This window comes from Pseudomonas sp. RIT411 (assembly GCF_003057735.2).
Taxonomy (GTDB): Bacteria; Pseudomonadota; Gammaproteobacteria; order Pseudomonadales; family Pseudomonadaceae; genus Chryseomonas; species Chryseomonas oryzihabitans.
On sequence record NZ_QBIZ02000005.1, the window covers coordinates 144,590 to 161,881 of the forward strand.

The 17,292-nt window shown below is 68.7% G+C and carries 15 protein-coding genes; 2 read left to right on the forward strand and 13 right to left on the reverse strand.

The genetic code is table 11. From position 1 onward, the window contains the following. Positions 1 to 27: 27 nt before the first annotated feature. On the reverse strand, positions 28 to 741 hold the full coding sequence (locus DBY63_RS09635; protein ID WP_042134255.1) for a cupin domain-containing protein: 714 nt from the start codon (positions 739 to 741) through the stop codon (positions 28 to 30). A 231-nt stretch (positions 742 to 972) separates the two neighbouring features. On the opposite strand from DBY63_RS09635, the gene DBY63_RS09640 reads away from it, so the two are divergent. Continuing rightward, positions 973 to 1,899, forward strand: coding sequence for a glyoxylate/hydroxypyruvate reductase A (locus DBY63_RS09640; protein ID WP_108581776.1), 927 nt, complete (start codon positions 973 to 975; stop codon positions 1,897 to 1,899). Between the two features lie 15 nt (positions 1,900 to 1,914). Here the strand turns inward: DBY63_RS09640 and argE are convergent, their stop codons facing one another. The 11 genes from argE to DBY63_RS09695 all read right to left on the reverse strand — a co-directional run bounded on the left by argE (position 1,915) and on the right by DBY63_RS09695 (position 15,543). After that, a complete protein-coding gene (gene argE / locus DBY63_RS09645) occupies positions 1,915 to 3,066 on the reverse strand; it encodes an acetylornithine deacetylase (protein WP_108581777.1) in 1,152 nt (383 codons plus the stop codon). Continuing rightward, positions 3,063 to 4,220: an FAD-binding oxidoreductase gene (locus tag DBY63_RS09650; RefSeq protein WP_108581778.1), complete on the reverse strand. Its 1,158-nt coding sequence runs from the start codon at positions 4,218 to 4,220 to the stop codon at positions 3,063 to 3,065. The genes argE and DBY63_RS09650 overlap by 4 nt, the downstream gene beginning before the upstream one ends. Further along, positions 4,217 to 5,632, reverse strand: a complete 1,416-nt coding sequence (locus tag DBY63_RS09655; RefSeq protein WP_108581779.1) for an FAD/NAD(P)-binding oxidoreductase — start codon at positions 5,630 to 5,632, stop codon at positions 4,217 to 4,219. The genes DBY63_RS09650 and DBY63_RS09655 overlap by 4 nt, the downstream gene beginning before the upstream one ends. After that, on the reverse strand, positions 5,617 to 5,922 hold the full coding sequence (locus DBY63_RS09660; protein ID WP_027599284.1) for a (2Fe-2S)-binding protein: 306 nt from the start codon (positions 5,920 to 5,922) through the stop codon (positions 5,617 to 5,619). Before DBY63_RS09660 ends, DBY63_RS09655 begins: the two co-directional genes overlap by 16 nt. Continuing rightward, the gene (locus DBY63_RS09665) at positions 5,919 to 7,763 is read right to left on the reverse strand and encodes an ABC transporter ATP-binding protein (protein WP_108581780.1); all 1,845 of its coding nucleotides are present in this window, start codon (positions 7,761 to 7,763) and stop codon (positions 5,919 to 5,921) included. Before DBY63_RS09665 ends, DBY63_RS09660 begins: the two co-directional genes overlap by 4 nt. A 1-nt stretch (position 7,764) precedes the next feature. After that, positions 7,765 to 8,667 carry an ABC transporter permease gene (locus tag DBY63_RS09670; protein WP_027602370.1) on the reverse strand — a complete coding sequence of 301 codons (903 nt, stop codon included), beginning with the start codon at positions 8,665 to 8,667 and terminating at the stop codon, positions 7,765 to 7,767. Then, entirely contained in the window at positions 8,664 to 9,620 is a 957-nt protein-coding gene (locus tag DBY63_RS09675; protein ID WP_027602371.1) for an ABC transporter permease, read from the reverse strand. The genes DBY63_RS09670 and DBY63_RS09675 overlap by 4 nt, the downstream gene beginning before the upstream one ends. A gap of 71 nt (positions 9,621 to 9,691) precedes the next feature. Further along, positions 9,692 to 11,329, reverse strand: coding sequence for an ABC transporter substrate-binding protein (locus tag DBY63_RS09680; protein WP_108581781.1), 1,638 nt, complete (start codon positions 11,327 to 11,329; stop codon positions 9,692 to 9,694). A 438-nt stretch (positions 11,330 to 11,767) separates the two neighbouring features. Next, positions 11,768 to 13,060, reverse strand: a complete 1,293-nt coding sequence (locus tag DBY63_RS09685) for an FAD-binding oxidoreductase (protein WP_108581782.1) — start codon at positions 13,058 to 13,060, stop codon at positions 11,768 to 11,770. A 27-nt stretch (positions 13,061 to 13,087) separates the two neighbouring features. Beyond that, a complete protein-coding gene (locus DBY63_RS09690) occupies positions 13,088 to 13,759 on the reverse strand; it encodes a haloacid dehalogenase type II (RefSeq protein ID WP_027599278.1) in 672 nt (223 codons plus the stop codon). Positions 13,760 to 14,067: 308 nt separating this feature from the next. After that, complete coding sequence (locus DBY63_RS09695) at positions 14,068 to 15,543, reverse strand: aldehyde dehydrogenase family protein (RefSeq protein ID WP_027602373.1); 1,476 nt, start codon at positions 15,541 to 15,543, stop codon at positions 14,068 to 14,070. A gap of 183 nt (positions 15,544 to 15,726) precedes the next feature. On the opposite strand from DBY63_RS09695, the gene DBY63_RS09700 reads away from it, so the two are divergent. Continuing rightward, on the forward strand, positions 15,727 to 16,569 hold the full coding sequence (locus tag DBY63_RS09700) for a GNAT family N-acetyltransferase (RefSeq protein ID WP_027602374.1): 843 nt from the start codon (positions 15,727 to 15,729) through the stop codon (positions 16,567 to 16,569). A 201-nt stretch (positions 16,570 to 16,770) separates the two neighbouring features. Here DBY63_RS09700 and DBY63_RS09705 read toward each other — a convergent pair whose 3' ends face one another. Next, positions 16,771 to 17,286 (reverse strand): Lrp/AsnC family transcriptional regulator, encoded by a 516-nt coding sequence (locus DBY63_RS09705; RefSeq protein WP_044341813.1) that lies wholly within the window; start codon positions 17,284 to 17,286, stop codon positions 16,771 to 16,773. Positions 17,287 to 17,292: the final 6 nt, after the last annotated feature.

Here is a 17,292-nt window from a genome sequence, read left to right on the forward strand (position 1 = left end):
GCATCCCGCTGCCGGAGCGCCCTCTTCTCAGCGCAGGATGCAATAAAGCTTGCGCACCCGCTCCCGACTGTCCCAGGCCATCGGCGTATTAGCCGGTACCAGCACCGCCTCGCCCGCGTTGACCGTGCAGGTCGCTTCGCCCTCGACCGCGAGGGTCACGGCGCCGGCATAGAGCAGCATCAGCTCGCAGTGGGGATTGCTCACCGCCTTGCGCGTATAGGCCGTGCACTCCCACATCCCGACCCGCAGGGCCCCGCCACCGCTTTCGAACAGGTCGCAGCCGGTGGCCGTGGGCTCGGGACTCAGCAGCACGCTGGCCGCTGGCGGCGGCGAGGGTTCGCGCGGCGCCGAGGGATCCAGCAGCACGGGTGCCTGAGGCATGGGGCCTTCGCTGGCCCGGCCGGGAAAGGCCATGAACAGACGCCGCAATTCGCCGCCGTGACGCCAGCGGCAGCTCAGGCCACGCGGCAGGATGAAGGCATCGCCGGCCTTGAGGTGCAGGGCATTCCCCTCCCATTCCAGCTGCAACTCCCCGGCCTCGATGAGGCTGACTTCCACCCAGGGGTAGTCGTCCAGCCGGCAATCGGCGGAATGGGCGACGGCGCTGCCCATCACATAGCCCAGGTGGCCATCGTGCAGGTGCAATTCGCGGCCGGCGGCCAGGGGATCATCGTGCAGCGGCTGGAGCGCCCGGGGCAGCTGGCGGTCACCGGGCGGCTGGCAATAGTGCAGCAAAGGCATGGCGGATCCTCACGTCGAGAGGCGCGGCAGGGGCGCCGCGGACCCGGCCAGTATCGACTCGCAGGGCACCGGGGTTATGGCGTTTGCGCCCTGGGCCGGCACAGAAGCTGCCGTTTTTCCCAGATGCGGCGCAGTTTCCACCGCACCACCGATCATGGCGGCGGCAGCGGAGAATTCGGGACAAACTACCGCACGCTTGCGCCATCCTTGAGCTTTGCCGGAGACCTCCCCATGACGCTGCTCTACAAGGCCGATCCCGAACGTGGCCAGGCCTGGCGACGCCTGTTCCAGGAACGCGCGCCCGATATCGCCTTCCGCCAGTGGCCGGACGTGGGCAATCCCGAAGAAGTCCGCTACCTGGCCTGCTGGCAACCGCCGGAAGACCTGGCCAACCGCTTTCCCAACCTGGAGGTGCTGTTCGCCACCTCGGCCGGCATCGACCAGTTCGACCTGAATCTGTTGCCGCCAGCGCTGCCCGTGGTGCGGATGCTGGATCCTGGCATCGTCGCCGGCATGGTGGAGTACGCCACCCTCATGGTGCTGGCGCTGCATCGCCAGTTGCCCCTCTATCTCGACCAGCAGGCCGCGGGACGCTGGCAGGAACATGCCCTGGTAACGGCGAACAACAGACGCGTCGGCGTGCTAGGTCTGGGCCAGATCGGCCAGGCGGTGCTGGAGCGGCTCGCCACCTTTGGCTTCCAGCTCTCGGGCTGGTCGTGCTCGCCCCATGAGCTGCCGGGGGTGCGCTGCCATGCCGGCGCCGAGCAGCTGCCGGCGTTCCTGGCCGATTGCGAGATCCTCATCTGCCTGCTGCCGCTGACCGGGGAGACCCGCGGCATCCTCGACGCCCGCCTGTTCGCCGCCCTGCCCCGCGGCGCCAGCCTGATCAACCTCGGCCGTGGCGCCCAGCTGGTGGAAGCCGACCTGCTGGCGGCGCTGGACAGCGGTCAGCTGAGCCAGGCGGTGCTGGACGTGGTGGAGCCGGAACCGCCCGCAGCCGACCATCCCTTCTGGCAGCATCCGCGGATCTGGCTGACGCCTCACGTGGGCGCCATGACGGTGCCGGAAACGGCATTCACCGTGCTGCTTAACAATATCCGCCGCCATCAGCGCGGTGAGCCCATGCAGGGTCTGGTGGATCGCCAGCGGGGCTACTGAAGAGACCGGGTGGCCTCAAGCCAGGGCCACCCGCAACCGCCCAAGCAAGGCGTCACAGGCGGCGAGCTGGCTCAGCTCGACATACTCGTCCGGCTTGTGCGCCTGCTCGATGCTGCCGGGGCCGCAGACCACCACCGGGGTGTCCAGCCGGCTGGCGAAAAGGCCGCCCTCGGTGCCGAAAGCCACCTTGAGCTGGGTGGTGCCCGGTTCGACCAGGGTCTGCAGGAAGCGCACGGCTTCGACGCTGGGATGGGTATCCAGGCCCGGATAGGCGTTGACCGTCTCGATCTCGATAGCGGCCTTGGCCGAGGTTTGCCGTGCCTCCCGGGCCAGGCTGTCCGCCGTTTCCTGCAGCGCGGCGACCAGGGTGGCGGGATCGTCCGCCGGCAGGTGACGGATCTCGAAGTCCAGGGTGCAGAGGTTGGGCACGATGTTCAGCGCCTTGCCACCGTCGATCCGCCCGACATGCAGGGTGGTGTAGGGAATGTCGTAGGCCGCGTCGTGGGCGCCCTCTTCCGCCAGGCGCCGCTGGCTGGCACGCAGGGCGCCGATCAGGTCGCTGGCCAGGTGAATGGCGTTGACGTGCAGCGGCGCCAGGGAGGAATGGCCCTCCTGGCCATGGCAGTGGGCGCGCAGCGCAGCCTTGCCCTTGTGGCCGAGGGCGACCTGCAGGTCCGTGGGCTCGCCGACGATGCAGAGGAAGGGGCGCACCGGCGCCAGTTCCAGCACATCCAGCAGGCGGCGCACCCCGACGCAGCCGATCTCTTCGTCGTGGGACAGGGCCAGTTGCAGCGGTCGCTTCAGGGGCTCACCCCGGGCGGCGGCCAGCAGGGCCACCACGGCGCAGGCGACGAAGCCCTTCATGTCGCAGGCCCCGCGCCCATAGATCCGACCGTCCTTCAGGGTTCCCTCGAACGGTGGCAGGGTCCAGGCCTGGCCGGCCACGGGCACCACGTCGGTATGCCCGGAGAGCAGCACGCCGGGCACGTCGCTCGGGCCGACGCTGGCGAAGAGATTGGCCTTGCGCCCGCTCTCGTCGAGCACCAGGCGGCAGGCGATGCCGGCGGCCTCCAGCAGACCCTGCACATGCTGGATCAGCGCCAGGTTGGAGTCGGCGGAAACGGTGGGAAAGCCGATCAGGGTGCGCAGCAGGTCCTGGCTGTTCATCCGGCGAGACTCTCGCTGCGGGGTTGCGCGAAGCGGCCGATGTCGAAGGCCGCCAGCGGCGTCTCGGTACGGCCGGTGGCGATCAGTTCGGCCATGGTGTCGCCCACCCCCGGGCCGAGCTGGAAGCCGGCGCCGCAGAAGCCGAAGGCGTAATAGAGACCCTCCACCTGGCTGCTCGGGCCCATGATCGGCAGGTCGTCGGCGATATAGCCTTCCACCCCGCTCCAGGTGCGGATCACGTTGACCCTGGCCAGGGCCGGCGCCAGGCGGCGCAGCTGGGTGAGCTGATTGAGCAGGCCGTGGGGCTCGGCGCGGGCCAGACGGGTGTCCAGATCCGGGCGGGAGCGGAAGCAGCCGCCGAAGATCACGTTGCCGCGCGGGATCTGGCGGAAGTAGATGGTCTCGCTCACCAGCGGTGAAGAGACGCCCACCGCTTCCTTGAAGGCATAGGGCAAGGGCTCGGTGACGCCCATCTGGGGGCCATGGGTCTCGATGGGCACCGGCTCGCCGAACTGGCTCGACAGCCGACTGCCCCAGGCTCCGGCGGTGATCAGCAGCCGCGGCGCCCGATAACGGCGGCCGTCGGCGGCCTGCACCAGGAAATCGCCATCCGGCTTGGTGACCTGGGTGATCTCCACCCCTTCCTGCAGATTGACGCCCTCGCGCACCGCGGCGCGGGCAAAGGCCGGCGCGGCCAGGCGCGGATTGGCATGGCCATCGTGGGGCGCATAGGAGCCGGCCACCACCTCGGGGCCCAGGTAGGGAAACTTCTCGTGCAGGGCCGCGCCTTCGAGCACCTGCAGATCGAGGGCGGCGGTCTCCGGCGCCCGGGCATACTCGTGCAGCATGGCGATGCGACCGGGATCGTAGACCACCCGCAGATGGCCGCCGGGGATGAATTCCAGGTCATCGCCGATCAGCTCGGGCAGGCGACCCCAGATACCGCGGGAACGGTTGGACAGCGCCACCTGGGTCAGGTAGCGGCCCTGCCGGCGGACGTTGCCGAAATTGGTGCCGCTGGCGAAGCGCCCGACCTGGTCGCGCTCCAGCAGGAGCACCGACAGGCCCCGGCGGCGCAGGAAGAAGGCGCTGGCGCTGCCCATGATGCCGGCGCCGACGACGATGACGTCCGCGCGGTTGGCGGTCTGGTTCATGACGAAAGCTCCTCTTCGCTGGTGACGATGCCCAGCGGCAATGGCCGGACCGGTGCCTGGCCGCGCAGGCGGCCAACGGTTTCCACCGGCACCCCGGATTCGGCGGCGATGATCTCGGCGCCGGCCTGGGCGCAATAGCGACCCTGGCAGCGACCCATGCCGACGCGACTGAAGGCCTTGGCCCGATTGGCTTCCTGGGCACCCTTCTCGCGCACCACGGCGCGCAACTCTCCGGCGGTGATGCTCTCGCAGCGGCAGACCACCGCGGTATCCGGCAGGCTGGCCATCTGTTTCGCGGGCCAGGGAAAGGCCTCGGCCAGGCCCAGGCGAAAGCGCTCCTGCACCGTCAGCGCCTCGCGGCAGCGCTCGGCGAGGCCAGCGGGCGGGGTGCGACCGAAATCGGTCAGGACCGCGCAGGCGGCCAGTTGCCCGGCCAGCTCCGCCCCGTCGGCGCCCCGTACCCGGGCGCCATCGCCGGCGGCATAGACCCCCGGCGTGGAGGTGCGGCCGTCGGCATCCAGTTGCAGCACCCATTGGCCAGTGGCGAGCTCGAATTCGAAGGCGCAGCGGGCGAGATCGCCCAACTGGGTTTCCGGGCGCAGGTGATAACCCAGGCCCACGGCGTCGCCCGCCACCTCCTGGCGCAGGCCACGCGCATCGGCGAACGCTACGCCGCGCACGCCCTGTTCGGCATCGCCGAGGATTTCCAGCGGGGTGACGCCAAAGTGCAGCGGCACCCCGGCGCGCTTGAGCGAGGCCATGAGTTGCACGCCCTTCCAGGCCACGCCCGGGCGGGCCAGCAGTTTGGGCGTGGCCTGGGCGCGCAGGCGCAGCGGCGCGGTGTCGAGGACCGCGGCCACCGTGGCGCCGGCCTGCTGGTATTGGGCGGCGACCAGGTAGAGCAAGGGGCCGCTGCCCAGAAAGATCACCCGCCGGCCAATGGATACCGCCTGGGCCTTGAGGGCGATCTGGGCGCCACCGAGGGTATAGGTACCGGCCAGGTTCCAGCCCGGCACCGGCAGCAGGCGGTCACCGGCCCCGGTGCAGAGCACCAGGGCATCGAAGTCCAGGGTGCGCTGGCGATTGCCCTGCACCGTGTAGAGGGTGCGCTCGTGCAGATGCCAGGCCAGGGTGTCGGGGCGGTAGTCGAGGCGTCCGCGCAAGGCGTCGAAGGTGCGGTGCAGGCTTTCGGCCTTGCCCGCCTCGCTGCCGTAGAGAGTGGCATAGGGACGCTGGAAGCCCTCGGGCTGGCGCCGATAGATCTGGCCGCCGTCGCGGCGATTCTCGTCGATCACCACCGGGGTAATGCCGGCAGCCAGCAGGGTTTCCGCGCAGCGCACGCCGGCCGGACCGGCCCCGACGATGACCACCCGCGGCGGGTTGCCGCCCCCTTTCGTTAGGCCCGATTCCATACCGCCTCCGGTTGCGTGGTGAGGATCTGCAGGCCTTCGCGGACCTCGGTGCCGCAGGCGCGCAGGCGCTCGCCGTCGGCGGTCCAGACCCAGCAATCCTGGCAGGCGCCCATCAGGCAGAAACCGGCGCGGCGCTCGTCGCCGAATTCCGACCGGCGCAGTGCCGGACCATTGGCCAGCAAGGCGACCATCAGGGTGTCGCCGGCCAGCGCCGTGACCGGCAGGCCATCGACGCTGAGGCTGACCTGGGGCCGGCCGGTCTCGCCGAGTCGCTGAAAGCGGGAAGTCATGCGCGAACTCCTTGGGTGTGCAGCAGGGCGCCACCCTGCAGGCGCTGCAGGGTCTCGCCATCATGATGACAGAGGATGCGGTTGCCCCCGGCGAGGGTCTGGGGCCGGGGCGGCACCCGGTCGCAACGGCCTTCGAGCCGTACCGGGCAGCGCTGCAGGAAGCTGCAGAGCCGACCACTGGCGGGCGGCGACGAAACCAGGGGAACCGCGGTACGGATGGGTTGCTCTTCCAGCCAGCCCTGGCGCAGCGCCGGTACCGAGGCGGTGAGTAATTCGGTGTAGGGATGCAGCGGCGGATGTTGCAGCGTGGTCGGGGTGCCCAGCTCCACCGGCTGGCCGGCATAGAGCACCAGCACCTCGTCGCAGAGACTGCGCACCGTGGAGATGTCATGGCTGATGAACAGATAGGCCAGCCCCAGCTCACGGCGCAGTTCGGCGAGTAGATCGAGAATGGCGGCGCCGACCACGGTATCCAGCGCCGAGGTGACCTCGTCGCAGAGGATCACTTCGGGTTCGGCGGCCAGCGCCCGAGCCAGGTTGACCCGCTGCTTCTGGCCACCGGACAGCTCACCCGGACGCCGGCTGGCGAGACTGGCCGGGAGTTGCACCCGGTCGAGCAACTCGCGGACCTTGCGCTGGCGGGTGGCCTTGTCGAAGGCGTGATAGGTCTCCAGCGGACGCATGAGGATGCGCTCCACGCTGTGGGCCGGATTGAGCGCCGTGTCGGCATTCTGGTAGACCAGCTGCACCCGGCGGAACTGCTCGCGGGTGCGGCCGTCCAGACCGGGCGGCAGCAATTCGCCACCCAGGCGCACGCTGCCCTGGGCCGGCGGCAGCAGGCCGGCGATCACCCGCGCCAGGGTCGACTTGCCCGAACCGGATTCGCCGATCACGCCCAGAGCCTGGCCAGCGCCGATGCGCAGGTCGATGCCCTCCAGCACCCGGTAGCGCGGCAGGCCATCGGCGCCGATGGGGCCGTAGCCGGCCACCAGGTCCTTGACCTCCAGCACCGGGGCGGCGGTCTCCACGGTGGGCAGGCCACGTTCCGCCAGGGGTTCCGGCCGGGCCGCGGCCAGCAGGCTGCGGGTATAGGGATGGCGGGCGCTGGCCAGCAGGCGTTCGGTACGGCGATTCTCATAGACCTCGCCGCCGTTGAGCACCAGGATGCGATCGGCCATCTGGGCCACCACGGCCAGGTCGTGGGAGACGTAGATGGCGGTCACGCCCCGCTCGCGCACCACCTGCTTGAAGACGCGCAGCACCTCGATCTGGGTGGTGACGTCCAGCGCCGTGGTGGGTTCGTCGAGGATCACCAGGGTCGGATCGGTGATCAGTGCCATGGCCGCCATCAGCCGCTGCAACTGCCCGCCCGAGACCTGGTGCGGATAGCGCTGGCCGATGTGCTCGGGATCCGGCAGCGCCAGCTCCTTGAACAGCTGCAGCGCCCGCGCCTCGGCTTCCCGACGCGTCAGCACGCCATGGATCAGCGCGCTTTCGATGATCTGCTCCATCAGCCGCCGCGACGGATTGAAGGCCGCCGCCGCGCTCTGGGCGATGTAGGCCACGGTGCGGCCACGCAGCCGGCGCAGGCCCGCGGCGTCCAGCTCCAGCACCTGGGTGTCGCCGACGCGGATAGAGCCGCCGGCCAATCGGCAGCCGGCGCGGGCATAGCCGAGCAGCGACAGGGCGATGGTGGTCTTGCCCGAGCCGGATTCACCGATCAGCGCCAGCACCTCGCCCTTGGCCAGGTTGAAGCCGACGTCCTTGACGATGGTGGTTTCGCTGCCGTCTTCGCCCTGGGCGACCACGCGCAGGTCTTTGACCTCTACCAGCAATTCCATCTCAGCGCCCTCCCCGGCGCCGCGCGCCGAACCGGTCGATGAGCAGGTTGACGCCCACGGTCAGGGTGCCGATGGCCAGCGCCGGCATCAGCACCGCCGGAGCGCCGTCGGCCAGACCGCCGATGTTTTCCCGCACCAGGGAGCCGAGGTCGGCGTTCGGCGGTTGCACGCCGAGGCCGAGAAAGCTCATGCCGCTGAGCAGCAGCACGATGTAGACGAATCTCAGGCCCAGGTCGGTCAGCAGCGGCAGGCGCATGTTGGGCAGCATCTCGCGCAGGGCGATGTACAGCCGGCCTTCGCCACGGGTGCGGGCAACCTGGACGTACTCCAGCTCGGTGAGATTCATCGCCAGGCTGCGGGCGATGCGATAGCAGCCGGGGGCATAGCCCACCACCGCCATGACGATCAGCAGTGGCACCGAGGAGCCGAAGGCCGAGACCATCACCAGCGCCAGCATCTTGCTCGGCAGCGAGATCAGCGCATCGATCAGCCGCGACAGCGGCTCGTCCACCCAGCGTCCGGACAGCGCCGCCAGCAGACCGAGGCCGGTACCCAGGACGCAGGCCAACACCGCCGCCACCAGCGCCAGCCCCACGGTGAAGCGGGCGCCGTCGAGGATGCGACTGAGCACGTCGCGGCCCAGGTAGTCGGTGCCCAGCAGGTGCGCAGGGCTATAGCTGGCCAGCACCGCGCTGTCGCCCAGGGCGCCCGGGTCATAAGGTGCCAGCCAGACGCCGAACAGCGCGATGAACAGCCAGAAGACCACCAGGACGCCGCCGATGATGCCGGTCAGGGACCAGCGGCTGCGCCGACGGGTCCGCGGCGGTGACAGCTGGGCGTCGAGCGTCTTGCCGTCCACCGGCACGACGGACGCGGCACGTACGGGAATCACGGGTCGGGTCATAGCGTTCTCAGCCTCGGATTGGACAGGATGGCGCAGAGGTCCGCCAGGGTCATGAGCACCAGGTAGGCGCAGCAGAACAGCATGGCGCAGGCCTGGATCAGCGGCAGGTCGCGACTGGCGACGCCGTCCACCATCAGCTGGGCGATGCCCGGGTAGTTGAAGATGGTCTCGACGATCACCACCCCGCCCATCAGGTAGGAAAGACTCAGGGCGATGGAATTGGCGATGGGCCCCACGGCATTGGGCAAGGCATGGCGCAGGACGGCGCGCACCGGACCGACGCCCTTGAGCCGGGCCATCTCCACATAGGGACTCTGCAGTTGCTCCACCAGGGCGGCGCGGGTCATCCGCGCCATCTGCGCGACGATCACGCAGCACAGGGTGCCCACCGGCAGCGCATAGGCGCGCAGGAAGTCCAGGGGGCCGTCGATGTCATGGGCGAAGGTCAGCGCCGAGGTCCACTGCAGGTGCACGGCGAAGACCAGCACCGCCAGGGTCGCCACCAGGAATTCCGGCACCGCGACGATGCCCAGGGTAAAGACGTTGAGGGCGCGGTCCAGGCGACCGCCGGCGTTCATCGCCGAGACGATGCCCAGGCCCAGCGCCAGGGGTACCGACACCAGGGCGGTGACCCCGGCCAGCATCAGGGAGCCGCCCAGTCGATCGCCGATCATGGTTGAGATGGGCATCTGGCTGGCCAGCGACTGGCCGAGATCACCGTGCAGGAGGCCGCTCAGCCAGTGGACGTAGCGCAGCAGCGCCGGCTGGTCGAGGCCCATCTGGGCCCGCAGCGCGGCGACCTGCTCGGGCAGCGCGAACTGGCCCAGCGCCTGCTGCGCGGCATCGCCCGGCAACAGCGCGGAGACGAAGAACACCAGCAACGAGACGATGAGCAGGGTCAGCAACCCGCCCCCGAGGCGTCTGGCGATGAGGGAAAAGACGGAAAGGTCCAAAGCCACCTCCTGCTTGAGCGTGGAGCGGCGAGCCGGTCGCTGCGGAGCGACTCGCCGTGAGGCAACGAGCGTCAGGCCTCCAGCCAGACGTGCTCGGCGAACATGTAACCCATGAAGCCACCGATGGGGATGATTCCGTAGCCACCGAGCTTGGGCGAATGGGCATCGATGGAGCTGGTGAAGATCGGCAGGCCGATGCCGCTGTGCTGGTGGATCAGCAGCTGCATGTCGGCGTACATCTGCTTGCGCTTGGCGACGTCCGTCTCGCCGCGGGAGGCCACCAGCAACTGGTCGAACTGTTCGTTCTTCCAGCCGGATTCGTTCCAGGGCGCATCGGACTTGAAGAATTGCGACAGCAGGATGTTGGCGGTGGGCCGGGCGTTGATGTTGCCAAAGCCCAGCGGGTCCTTCATCCAGTGGTTGTCCCAGTAGCCGTCGGCGCTGACCCGATTAACCATCAGGTTGAGGCCGGCCTGGCGCGCCGACTGCTGCAGCAGCAGGGCCATCTCGTTGGCGTTGTCGGCGGCGGTCGAGGTCACCAGCGGCATCCGTGCGCCGGCGATGCCGGCCTTCTGGAAGAGGAACTTGGCCTTGTCCGGATCGTAGGGCCGCTGGGGCAGATCCGCCGCGTAATAGGGTGTGCCCGGCATGATCGGCTGGTCGTTGCCGATGGTGCCGTAGCCGAGGAACACCGACTTGAGGATCTGCTCGCGGTCGAACAGCAGCTTCATGCCCTCGACCACGTTGGGATCGTTGAACGGCCGGTTGGGAATGCGCATGATCAGGTCGGTGTAGCCACCCGAGGTGTTGGCCACCACCTTGAGCTTGCCGCTCTGCTTGAGACGTTCGGCGGAGCGCGGATCCACCGACACGGTGAGCTGGACGTCGCCGGCCAGCAGGGCGTTGACCCGCGAGGGCTCGTCGCCGATGCCGATCAGCTCGATCTCGTCCAGATAGGGCTTGCCGGACTTCCAGTAGTTTTCGTTGCGCACGCCCACGGTGCGCACGCCCGGCTTGAATTCCTTGACCTTGAAGGGTCCGGTGCCGTTAGCGGTGGAAAAATCCTTGGTGCCGTCGGCGATGATCAGGAACGGCGAGATGGCCAGCACCGCGGGCAGCTCGGAGTTCGGCGACACCAGGCGGATGCGCACCTCGTCGGGGGCCACCGCGGTGACCTCGGCAAACTGGTCGGCCAGGGCCTTGACCTTGGAACCCACCGCCGGGTCCTTGTGGCGCAACAGCGAGTAGACGACGTCGGCGCTGTCGAAGGTCTTGCCGTTGTGGAATTGCACACCCTGGCGCAGCTTGATCGTCCAGGTCAGGGCGTCCTGGGTATCGAAACTGGTGGCCAGCGCCATCTGGGGTTCGAGGTGGCTGTCGAAGACGGTCAGGCCGTTGTAGAAGAAGTATTGCCGGGCATAGTCGCCCGAGAAAGCGCCGCGGGCCGGATCGAGCGTATCGGCGGTGGACGACCCGGCCGCTGCGGCGCGCACCCGACCGCCACGGCGCGGGGTGCCGGTGACCGCATCTTCTGCGGCGAACGCCTGGCCGTCACGGCCGAGCAGACCACCCACCCCGGTCGCCAGCAACCCGGCGGCGCCCAGCAGGCGCAGCGCATCGCGCCGCGACAGCCCCCGATGCAGGGCCTCGAAGGCCCGAACGCTTTCAGCAGCTCCTATCAGGGGACTTCCAGTCTTTTTCTCGGTCATGTCGGCTCGCTCGTTGGGGGCTCGGTCACCAGTCCGTACACCCCTCCCCGGGCGCACGGCGCTGTCCTCTTGGCCGCCTTGTCATGCGGCCTGGTTCATTACAGCACCGGCACCTCGCCGATTACCGTCGAATTGCCCCTGCGGCGAGACAGAAAAGACCGTTTTGACCAAGCCGCTCAGCATTGTTTGCGGTGTGCGTCGCGACGGCGCATCAGGGCCCGCCATGCCCGTCTTTGGCGCGCTGGCGCGGCGTTTCGCTTGGGGTGGCGGAGCGCGGTGCGGACCGCGACGGGAGACTGGATGGCTGCGAAAAACCTGCGGTGGCAGCAGGTTCTGCGCAGCGCCGCCGGTCAGCGCCCGACGGGCTGCGGAAACGCAAAACGCCCGCGCAGGCACTGCGCGTGGCAGGGCCTGGGCGGGCGGTTGCGGGAGCGACGGCTAGTGCAGGCGATCCTGGACCCGGTAATACAGCCCTACCAGCGGCAGGAACCACGGCTTGCCGAAATGCCCGGGAATGGCCGGCCAGTCCAGTACCCGCCAGGGATTGGCCTGGCTGCGGCCCTCCAGCACCTCGGCCATCACCCGGCCCATGTGCACCGACATCTGCACCCCGTGGCCGCTGTAGCCCATGGCGTAGAACAGGCCATCCTGCTCGCCGGCGCGGGGCAGACGGTCGGCGGTCATGTCCACCAGGCCGCCCCAGCAATAGTCGATGGGCGTCTGGGCCAGGCTGGGAAACAGCTGGCCCAGGGCGTTGCGCAGCACGGCGCCGCTCTTGGCGTCCTGGCGCGGATCGGACAGGGCGAAACGCGCCCGCCCGCCAAAGATCAGCCGGTGATCCGGCGTGGTGCGGAAATAGTTGCCGATGATGCGGCTGGTGACATAGGTGCGCCGATTGGGCAGCAGTTCGTCCAGCTGCGCCTTGGGCAGCGGCGCCGTGGCGATGATGAAGCTGCCCACCGAGGCGATGCGGCGGCGAAACCACTGGAAGGGGCCGACGCTGGCGTTGCCCGTGGCCACCAGCACCTGGCGGGCGCGCAACTCGCCCTTGGCGCTGATCACCCGAAAGCTGCCATCGGGCAGGCGCTGCAGATCGCTCACCGCCGCGCCCTCGTAGACCTGGGCGCCCCGTCGCACCGCCGCATCGGCCAGCCCTACGCCGAAGCGCCCCATGTGCATCTGGGCACCGTTGTGCTGCAGCAGCCCCCCATGGAAATCATCTGACGCCACCTCGACCCGCACCTGGGCCGCGCTGAGCAATTCGACCTGCGGATCCACCTCCTGGCGGATCAGTTCGCAGGTACGCGCCAGGTTGTCGTAGTGCTGCGGCTTGGCCGCCAGCTTGAGTTTGCCAGCCTTGTGGAAATCACAGGCGATGCCTTCTTCGGCGATCACCGCCTCCACGCTGGCCACCGCATCGGCATAGGCCTGGTAGAAGGCCCGGGCTTTTTCGGCGCCCAGGCTGGCGTGCAGGGCCGCGTAGTCCTGGGCGACGCCGGTGTTGCAGTGGCCGCCGTTGCGCCCGGAGGCTTCGCCGATCACCCGACCGGCCTCCAGCACCGCCACGCTGGCACCGCGCCGGCGCAGGGCGACGGCCGCGGAGAGCCCGGTGAAGCCGCCGCCGATGATGGCGACATCCACCTCGCCCGCCATCGGCCCCGGGGTGGCCCCGGTAAAGCCCGGCGCGGTCGCGAGCCAGTAGGAATCGGACGATGCTGGGCCAAGACTCATGGGCGGGCGCTCCGGCAGCTCAGGGGGTTATTCGAGACCGACGACCGCGGCCAGGCCGCCGATGTCCTTGATCTCGGTGTTGCGGTAGAACGGCGTGCTCGGCTCATGGCCGCGATTCACGAAGACCTTGTTCTTGATGTTCATGTAGTCGGCCGGAATGAGGTCGTAGCGAAAGCTCGACGACACGTGCAGCACGTCTTCCGGGCCGCAGCCGAGGTTGTCCAGCATGTATTCGAAGGCCTGCAGGCGCGGCTTGTAGGCCTGGCCCTGCTCGGCGGTGAAGACCCGGTGGAAGGGCACGCCCAGCTTGTCTACGTTGGACATGATCTGCTCGTCGGCGGCGTTGGAATAGATCACCAGCGGGATCTTGTCGGCGATCTTGGCCAGGCCCGCGGTCACGTCCGGATGCGGCCCCCAGCTCGGCACCGCCTCGTAGTAGGCATTGGCCTCGGCGTCGGTGAAGGAGATGCCCCAGCGCTTGCAGGTACGCTCCACCGCCGAGTACAGCACCTCCGAATAGGGTTTCCAGGCGCCCAGCACCTCGTCGAAGCGATAGCCGTTGAAGTCCTTGCAGAACTGGTCCATCGCCTCGGCCGGAATGCGGTCGGCGAACATCTCGCGGGCCATGTCAGACATGCGGAAACGGGTCAGGGTGCCGTAGCAGTCGAAGGTGATGTACTTGGGCCGAAAGGCGGTCATGGCAAGAGTCCTTTGACAGGGGTCGTGAGTGAGAGGCCGGGGCGCCAGTGGCGTCCCTGGCAAGCATTACAGCACCGGCGGGCCTGACAGTTGTCCGCTTTCAGGCGCCGCGGGAGACAGAAAAAACCGTTTTAGCGGTAGGGCCCAGCATTGTTTGCGGCGACCTCAGGCTTTGGCCGAAAAGTGCCTGCGCTCGGCCATGCTGCGTTAAAAATCATCTCGGAATGCTCATTTACCATTCGTAAACTCCGCTTCCTCGCTGATTTTTGCCTTGCCTGACCATCGCTCAGCGACTTTTGGGCCAAGCCTCAGGAGTGCTCCAGATCGATCAGTACGCTCTTGCTGCGCAGGGTCGCCTCATAGGCGGCGCGGCCCAGGTCCTTGCCGATGCCGGAGCGCTTGTAGCCGCCGGTGGGAATGATCCAGTCGTGGCTGCGGCCATAGCGATTGACCCAGACGGTACCGGCTTCCAGCGCCCGCGTCAGGCGCAACGCCCGGCCGAGATCGGCGGTGTGCACCCCGGCGGCCAGGCCGTAGGTGGGGTGGTCGGCCAGCGCCAGGGCCTCAGCTTCGTCGTCGAACACCTGCACGGTCAGCACCGGGCCAAAGATCTCTTCGCGCACCGCGGGATTGTCGGCCTCGACCCCGGTGATCAGCGTCGGCTGATAGTAGGCGCCGCCCATGCCCTCCTCCAGGGCACCACCAACCAGGATCTCCGCGCCGGCCGCCCGACTGCGCGAGACGATGTCCTGGATGCGCTGGCCCTGGCGGTGGGAAATGATAGGCGCCAGGGTGGCCTCCGCCGACCAGGTCGGCCCCGGGCGCAAGGCGGCGAAGGCCGCCTGGATGCCCTCCAGCATCGGCTCCAGGGCGGCCCGTTGCACCAGCAGCCGCGACCCCGAAACGCACACCTGGCCGGCGTTGCCGGTGATGGCGGCGGCCACGCTGCGGGCGGTACGGGCCAGATCCGGGGCATCGGCGAACACCAGTTGCGGACTCTTGCCGCCCAGCTCCAGGGTCACCGGCTTGGGCCCGCTCTCGGCGCAGGCGGTCATGATGGCGGTACCGGTTCCGGTGGAGCCGGTAAAGGTGACCTTGCCGATGCGCGGATGGCGGCACAGGGCGTCGCCGGTGGTCCGGCCATCGCCCTGGACCACGCTGAGGATGCCGGCCGGCAGACCTGCCAGGACGGCCAATTCGGCCAGGCGCAAAATGGAGAACGGCGTCAGCTCCGACGGCTTGATCACCACGGCATTGCCGGCCGCGAGCGCCGGCGCCATCTTCCAGCCGGCCATGCTCAGGGGGAAATTCCAGGGCGCGACGGCGCCCACCACGCCATAGGGTTCCGTGATCTGCAGCCCCAGGTGACTGGTGGCGGTGGCCGCCACCTCGCCGCCGTGCTTGTCGGCGAATTCGGCGAAGAAGCGAATGCCCTCGGCCACATAGGGGATGTCCCAGGCCAGCACCTCGCGCAGCGGACGGGTCGAACCCACCGCTTCCAGCGGGCCGAGGATCTCGCCGTCGGCTTCGACCAGATCGGCCCAGCGGCGCATCACCCGCGCCCGCTCGCGCGGCGGCCGGCTGGCCCAGTCGCTGGCCTTCCAGGCGCGCCAGGTGCCCTCCACCACCTCGTCCACCAGGTCGGCCGAGGCACACGGCAGGCCGCTCTGGAAACCGCCATCGGAAGGCCGGAACACCTCCAGTTCGGCGCGGGCGTCGCGGATGCGTCCCCCGCTGAAATGGGCACAACGAACCGCTATTGCTCTGGGGTCGAACGAGGCCATGGCGCGCTCCGCTAGGGCTGTGGGCTTGGCCCCATGCTAGGCGCGCGGATCGCCATCTTTTGCCGAACTGGCAGGGGCCTTCGGCGCCGCGCAGTGGCGCGTCCACCCCTCGGCAACCGAATCTGCCGTCGCCGCTTGCTAGGCTGACGCCTGAATCAGCCAGACCCGAATCGGAGCCCTGCCGTGTCCCACGCCACCCTAAGACCCCTGCGCGAAACCGACCTCGCCACCGCCCACCAGTTGTCCCAGGCGCTGCACTGGCCCCATCGCCCGGAAGACTGGCAGTGCCTGTTCCACACCGGCGAAGGCCTGGTGCTGGAAGACGACCAGGGCGTGTTCGGCACCGGGTTCTGCGTGCCCCAGGGCGACTTTGCCACCATCGGCCTGGTGATCGTCGCCGACAGCCACCAGGGCCAGGGCCATGGCCGCCGCCTCATGGACGGCCTGCTGCAACTGGCCGGTAACCGCACGCCCCTGCTGGTCGCCACCCTGCGCGGCGCCCCGCTCTACCGCAGCCAGGGCTTCGATTCCTATGAGCGCATCTATCAGCACCAGGTGGCGAGTCTGCCGGCCATGGCTGAACGTCAGCCACTGGAAGACCAGGTCCGCGAGCTGAGTCCGGCAGCGGCGCCGCAGCTGGAGACCCTGGCCCAGGCGGCTACCGGCCTGGACCGCAGCGCCCTGCTGCAGGAATTGCTGCCCCAGGCCGAGCGCATCGTCGGCTTTGAGCAGGAGGGCCAGTTGCGCGGCTTCGCCCTGCTGCGCCCCTACGGCCGCGGCCTGTCGGTCGGCCCGGTGATCGCCGAATCCACCGAACAGGCCAAGGCGCTGATCCTCGCCCTGCTGCGCCACGCCGAAGGGCGCTACGTGAGATTCGACGTGACGGCCCGCAGCGGTCTCAATCCCTGGCTGAGCGAAATCGGCGTTCCCCAGGTCGATGAGGTCGAGCAGATGGCCCGGGGCAAGGCGCCGCTGTCCCGCGATGGCCTGGATCAATTCGCGCTGCTGACTCAGGCGCTGGGCTGAGTGACCGCGGCCTCGCGCGAGCGGTATCCCCGCGGCAGGAACGCAGGCCGATCAGCAGCACCCGCACCCGCCGGCCAGCGCCGGCGGTCGCCTGACCGCTCTGCTGGGCGAAATCGGCGATCATCCCCTTACCCGCCCAGCCCCGCAGGCGCCATCACGACACAGCCGTCCGCACCGTCAGGCCAGGGTTCCAGACGCTGGCTAGCGTCCTTCATCCGCCCAGCTGGGTCGCTCATTGACGAGGGTTTCCAGTGGATAGCCGCCTTGGCGAAGGGGCTGGCGCAGGACGATGCGACTGGCAAATTTCTCGATACCGATATTGTCCTCCAGCAGTCGATCCATCAGGGCCTGCAACCAGTTGATGCTCGGCACCACGATCTTGAGCAGATAGTCGTAGCCGCCACTCACGTTGTGGCACTCGACGATCTCCTGATACCGGGTGATTCCGTCTTCAAAGGTGCGAAAGTCGGCAGGTCGATGGCTGCTGAGGGTGACCTCGGAAAAGACGATGACATGACTGCCCACCTTCTCCAGGGCGATATCGGCGTGATAGCCGCGGATCACCCCGGCATCCTGCAGTCGCTTGGTGCGAAGCAGGCAGGGACTCTCGCTCAGCGATATCGCGGAAGAAAGCTCGACATTCGAACAGCGTCCCTCGCGTTGCAGATACACGAGAATCTTGATATCGAACGCATCGAGGGACGCCGGAGGGTGCATGGGTCT

What these genes read in the sequence shown, in the direction of transcription:
- DBY63_RS09670 (WP_027602370.1), bottom strand. Translation starts at nt 8,667, where the DNA reads ATGACCCGACCCGTGATTCCCGTACGTGCCGCGTCCGTCGTGCCGGTG.
- DBY63_RS09685 (WP_108581782.1), bottom strand. Translation starts at nt 13,060, where the DNA reads ATGAGTCTTGGCCCAGCATCGTCCGATTCCTACTGGCTCGCGACCGCG.
- DBY63_RS09635 (WP_042134255.1), bottom strand. Translation starts at nt 741, where the DNA reads ATGCCTTTGCTGCACTATTGCCAGCCGCCCGGTGACCGCCAGCTGCCC.
- DBY63_RS09680 (WP_108581781.1), bottom strand. Translation starts at nt 11,329, where the DNA reads ATGACCGAGAAAAAGACTGGAAGTCCCCTGATAGGAGCTGCTGAAAGC.
- DBY63_RS09690 (WP_027599278.1), bottom strand. Translation starts at nt 13,759, where the DNA reads ATGACCGCCTTTCGGCCCAAGTACATCACCTTCGACTGCTACGGCACC.
- DBY63_RS09705 (WP_044341813.1), bottom strand. Translation starts at nt 17,286, where the DNA reads ATGCACCCTCCGGCGTCCCTCGATGCGTTCGATATCAAGATTCTCGTG.
- DBY63_RS09695 (WP_027602373.1), bottom strand. Translation starts at nt 15,543, where the DNA reads ATGGCCTCGTTCGACCCCAGAGCAATAGCGGTTCGTTGTGCCCATTTC.
- argE (WP_108581777.1), bottom strand. Translation starts at nt 3,066, where the DNA reads ATGAACAGCCAGGACCTGCTGCGCACCCTGATCGGCTTTCCCACCGTT.
- DBY63_RS09650 (WP_108581778.1), bottom strand. Translation starts at nt 4,220, where the DNA reads ATGAACCAGACCGCCAACCGCGCGGACGTCATCGTCGTCGGCGCCGGC.
- DBY63_RS09665 (WP_108581780.1), bottom strand. Translation starts at nt 7,763, where the DNA reads ATGGAATTGCTGGTAGAGGTCAAAGACCTGCGCGTGGTCGCCCAGGGC.
- DBY63_RS09655 (WP_108581779.1), bottom strand. Translation starts at nt 5,632, where the DNA reads ATGGAATCGGGCCTAACGAAAGGGGGCGGCAACCCGCCGCGGGTGGTC.
- DBY63_RS09660 (WP_027599284.1), bottom strand. Translation starts at nt 5,922, where the DNA reads ATGACTTCCCGCTTTCAGCGACTCGGCGAGACCGGCCGGCCCCAGGTC.
- DBY63_RS09640 (WP_108581776.1), top strand. Translation starts at nt 973, where the DNA reads ATGACGCTGCTCTACAAGGCCGATCCCGAACGTGGCCAGGCCTGGCGA.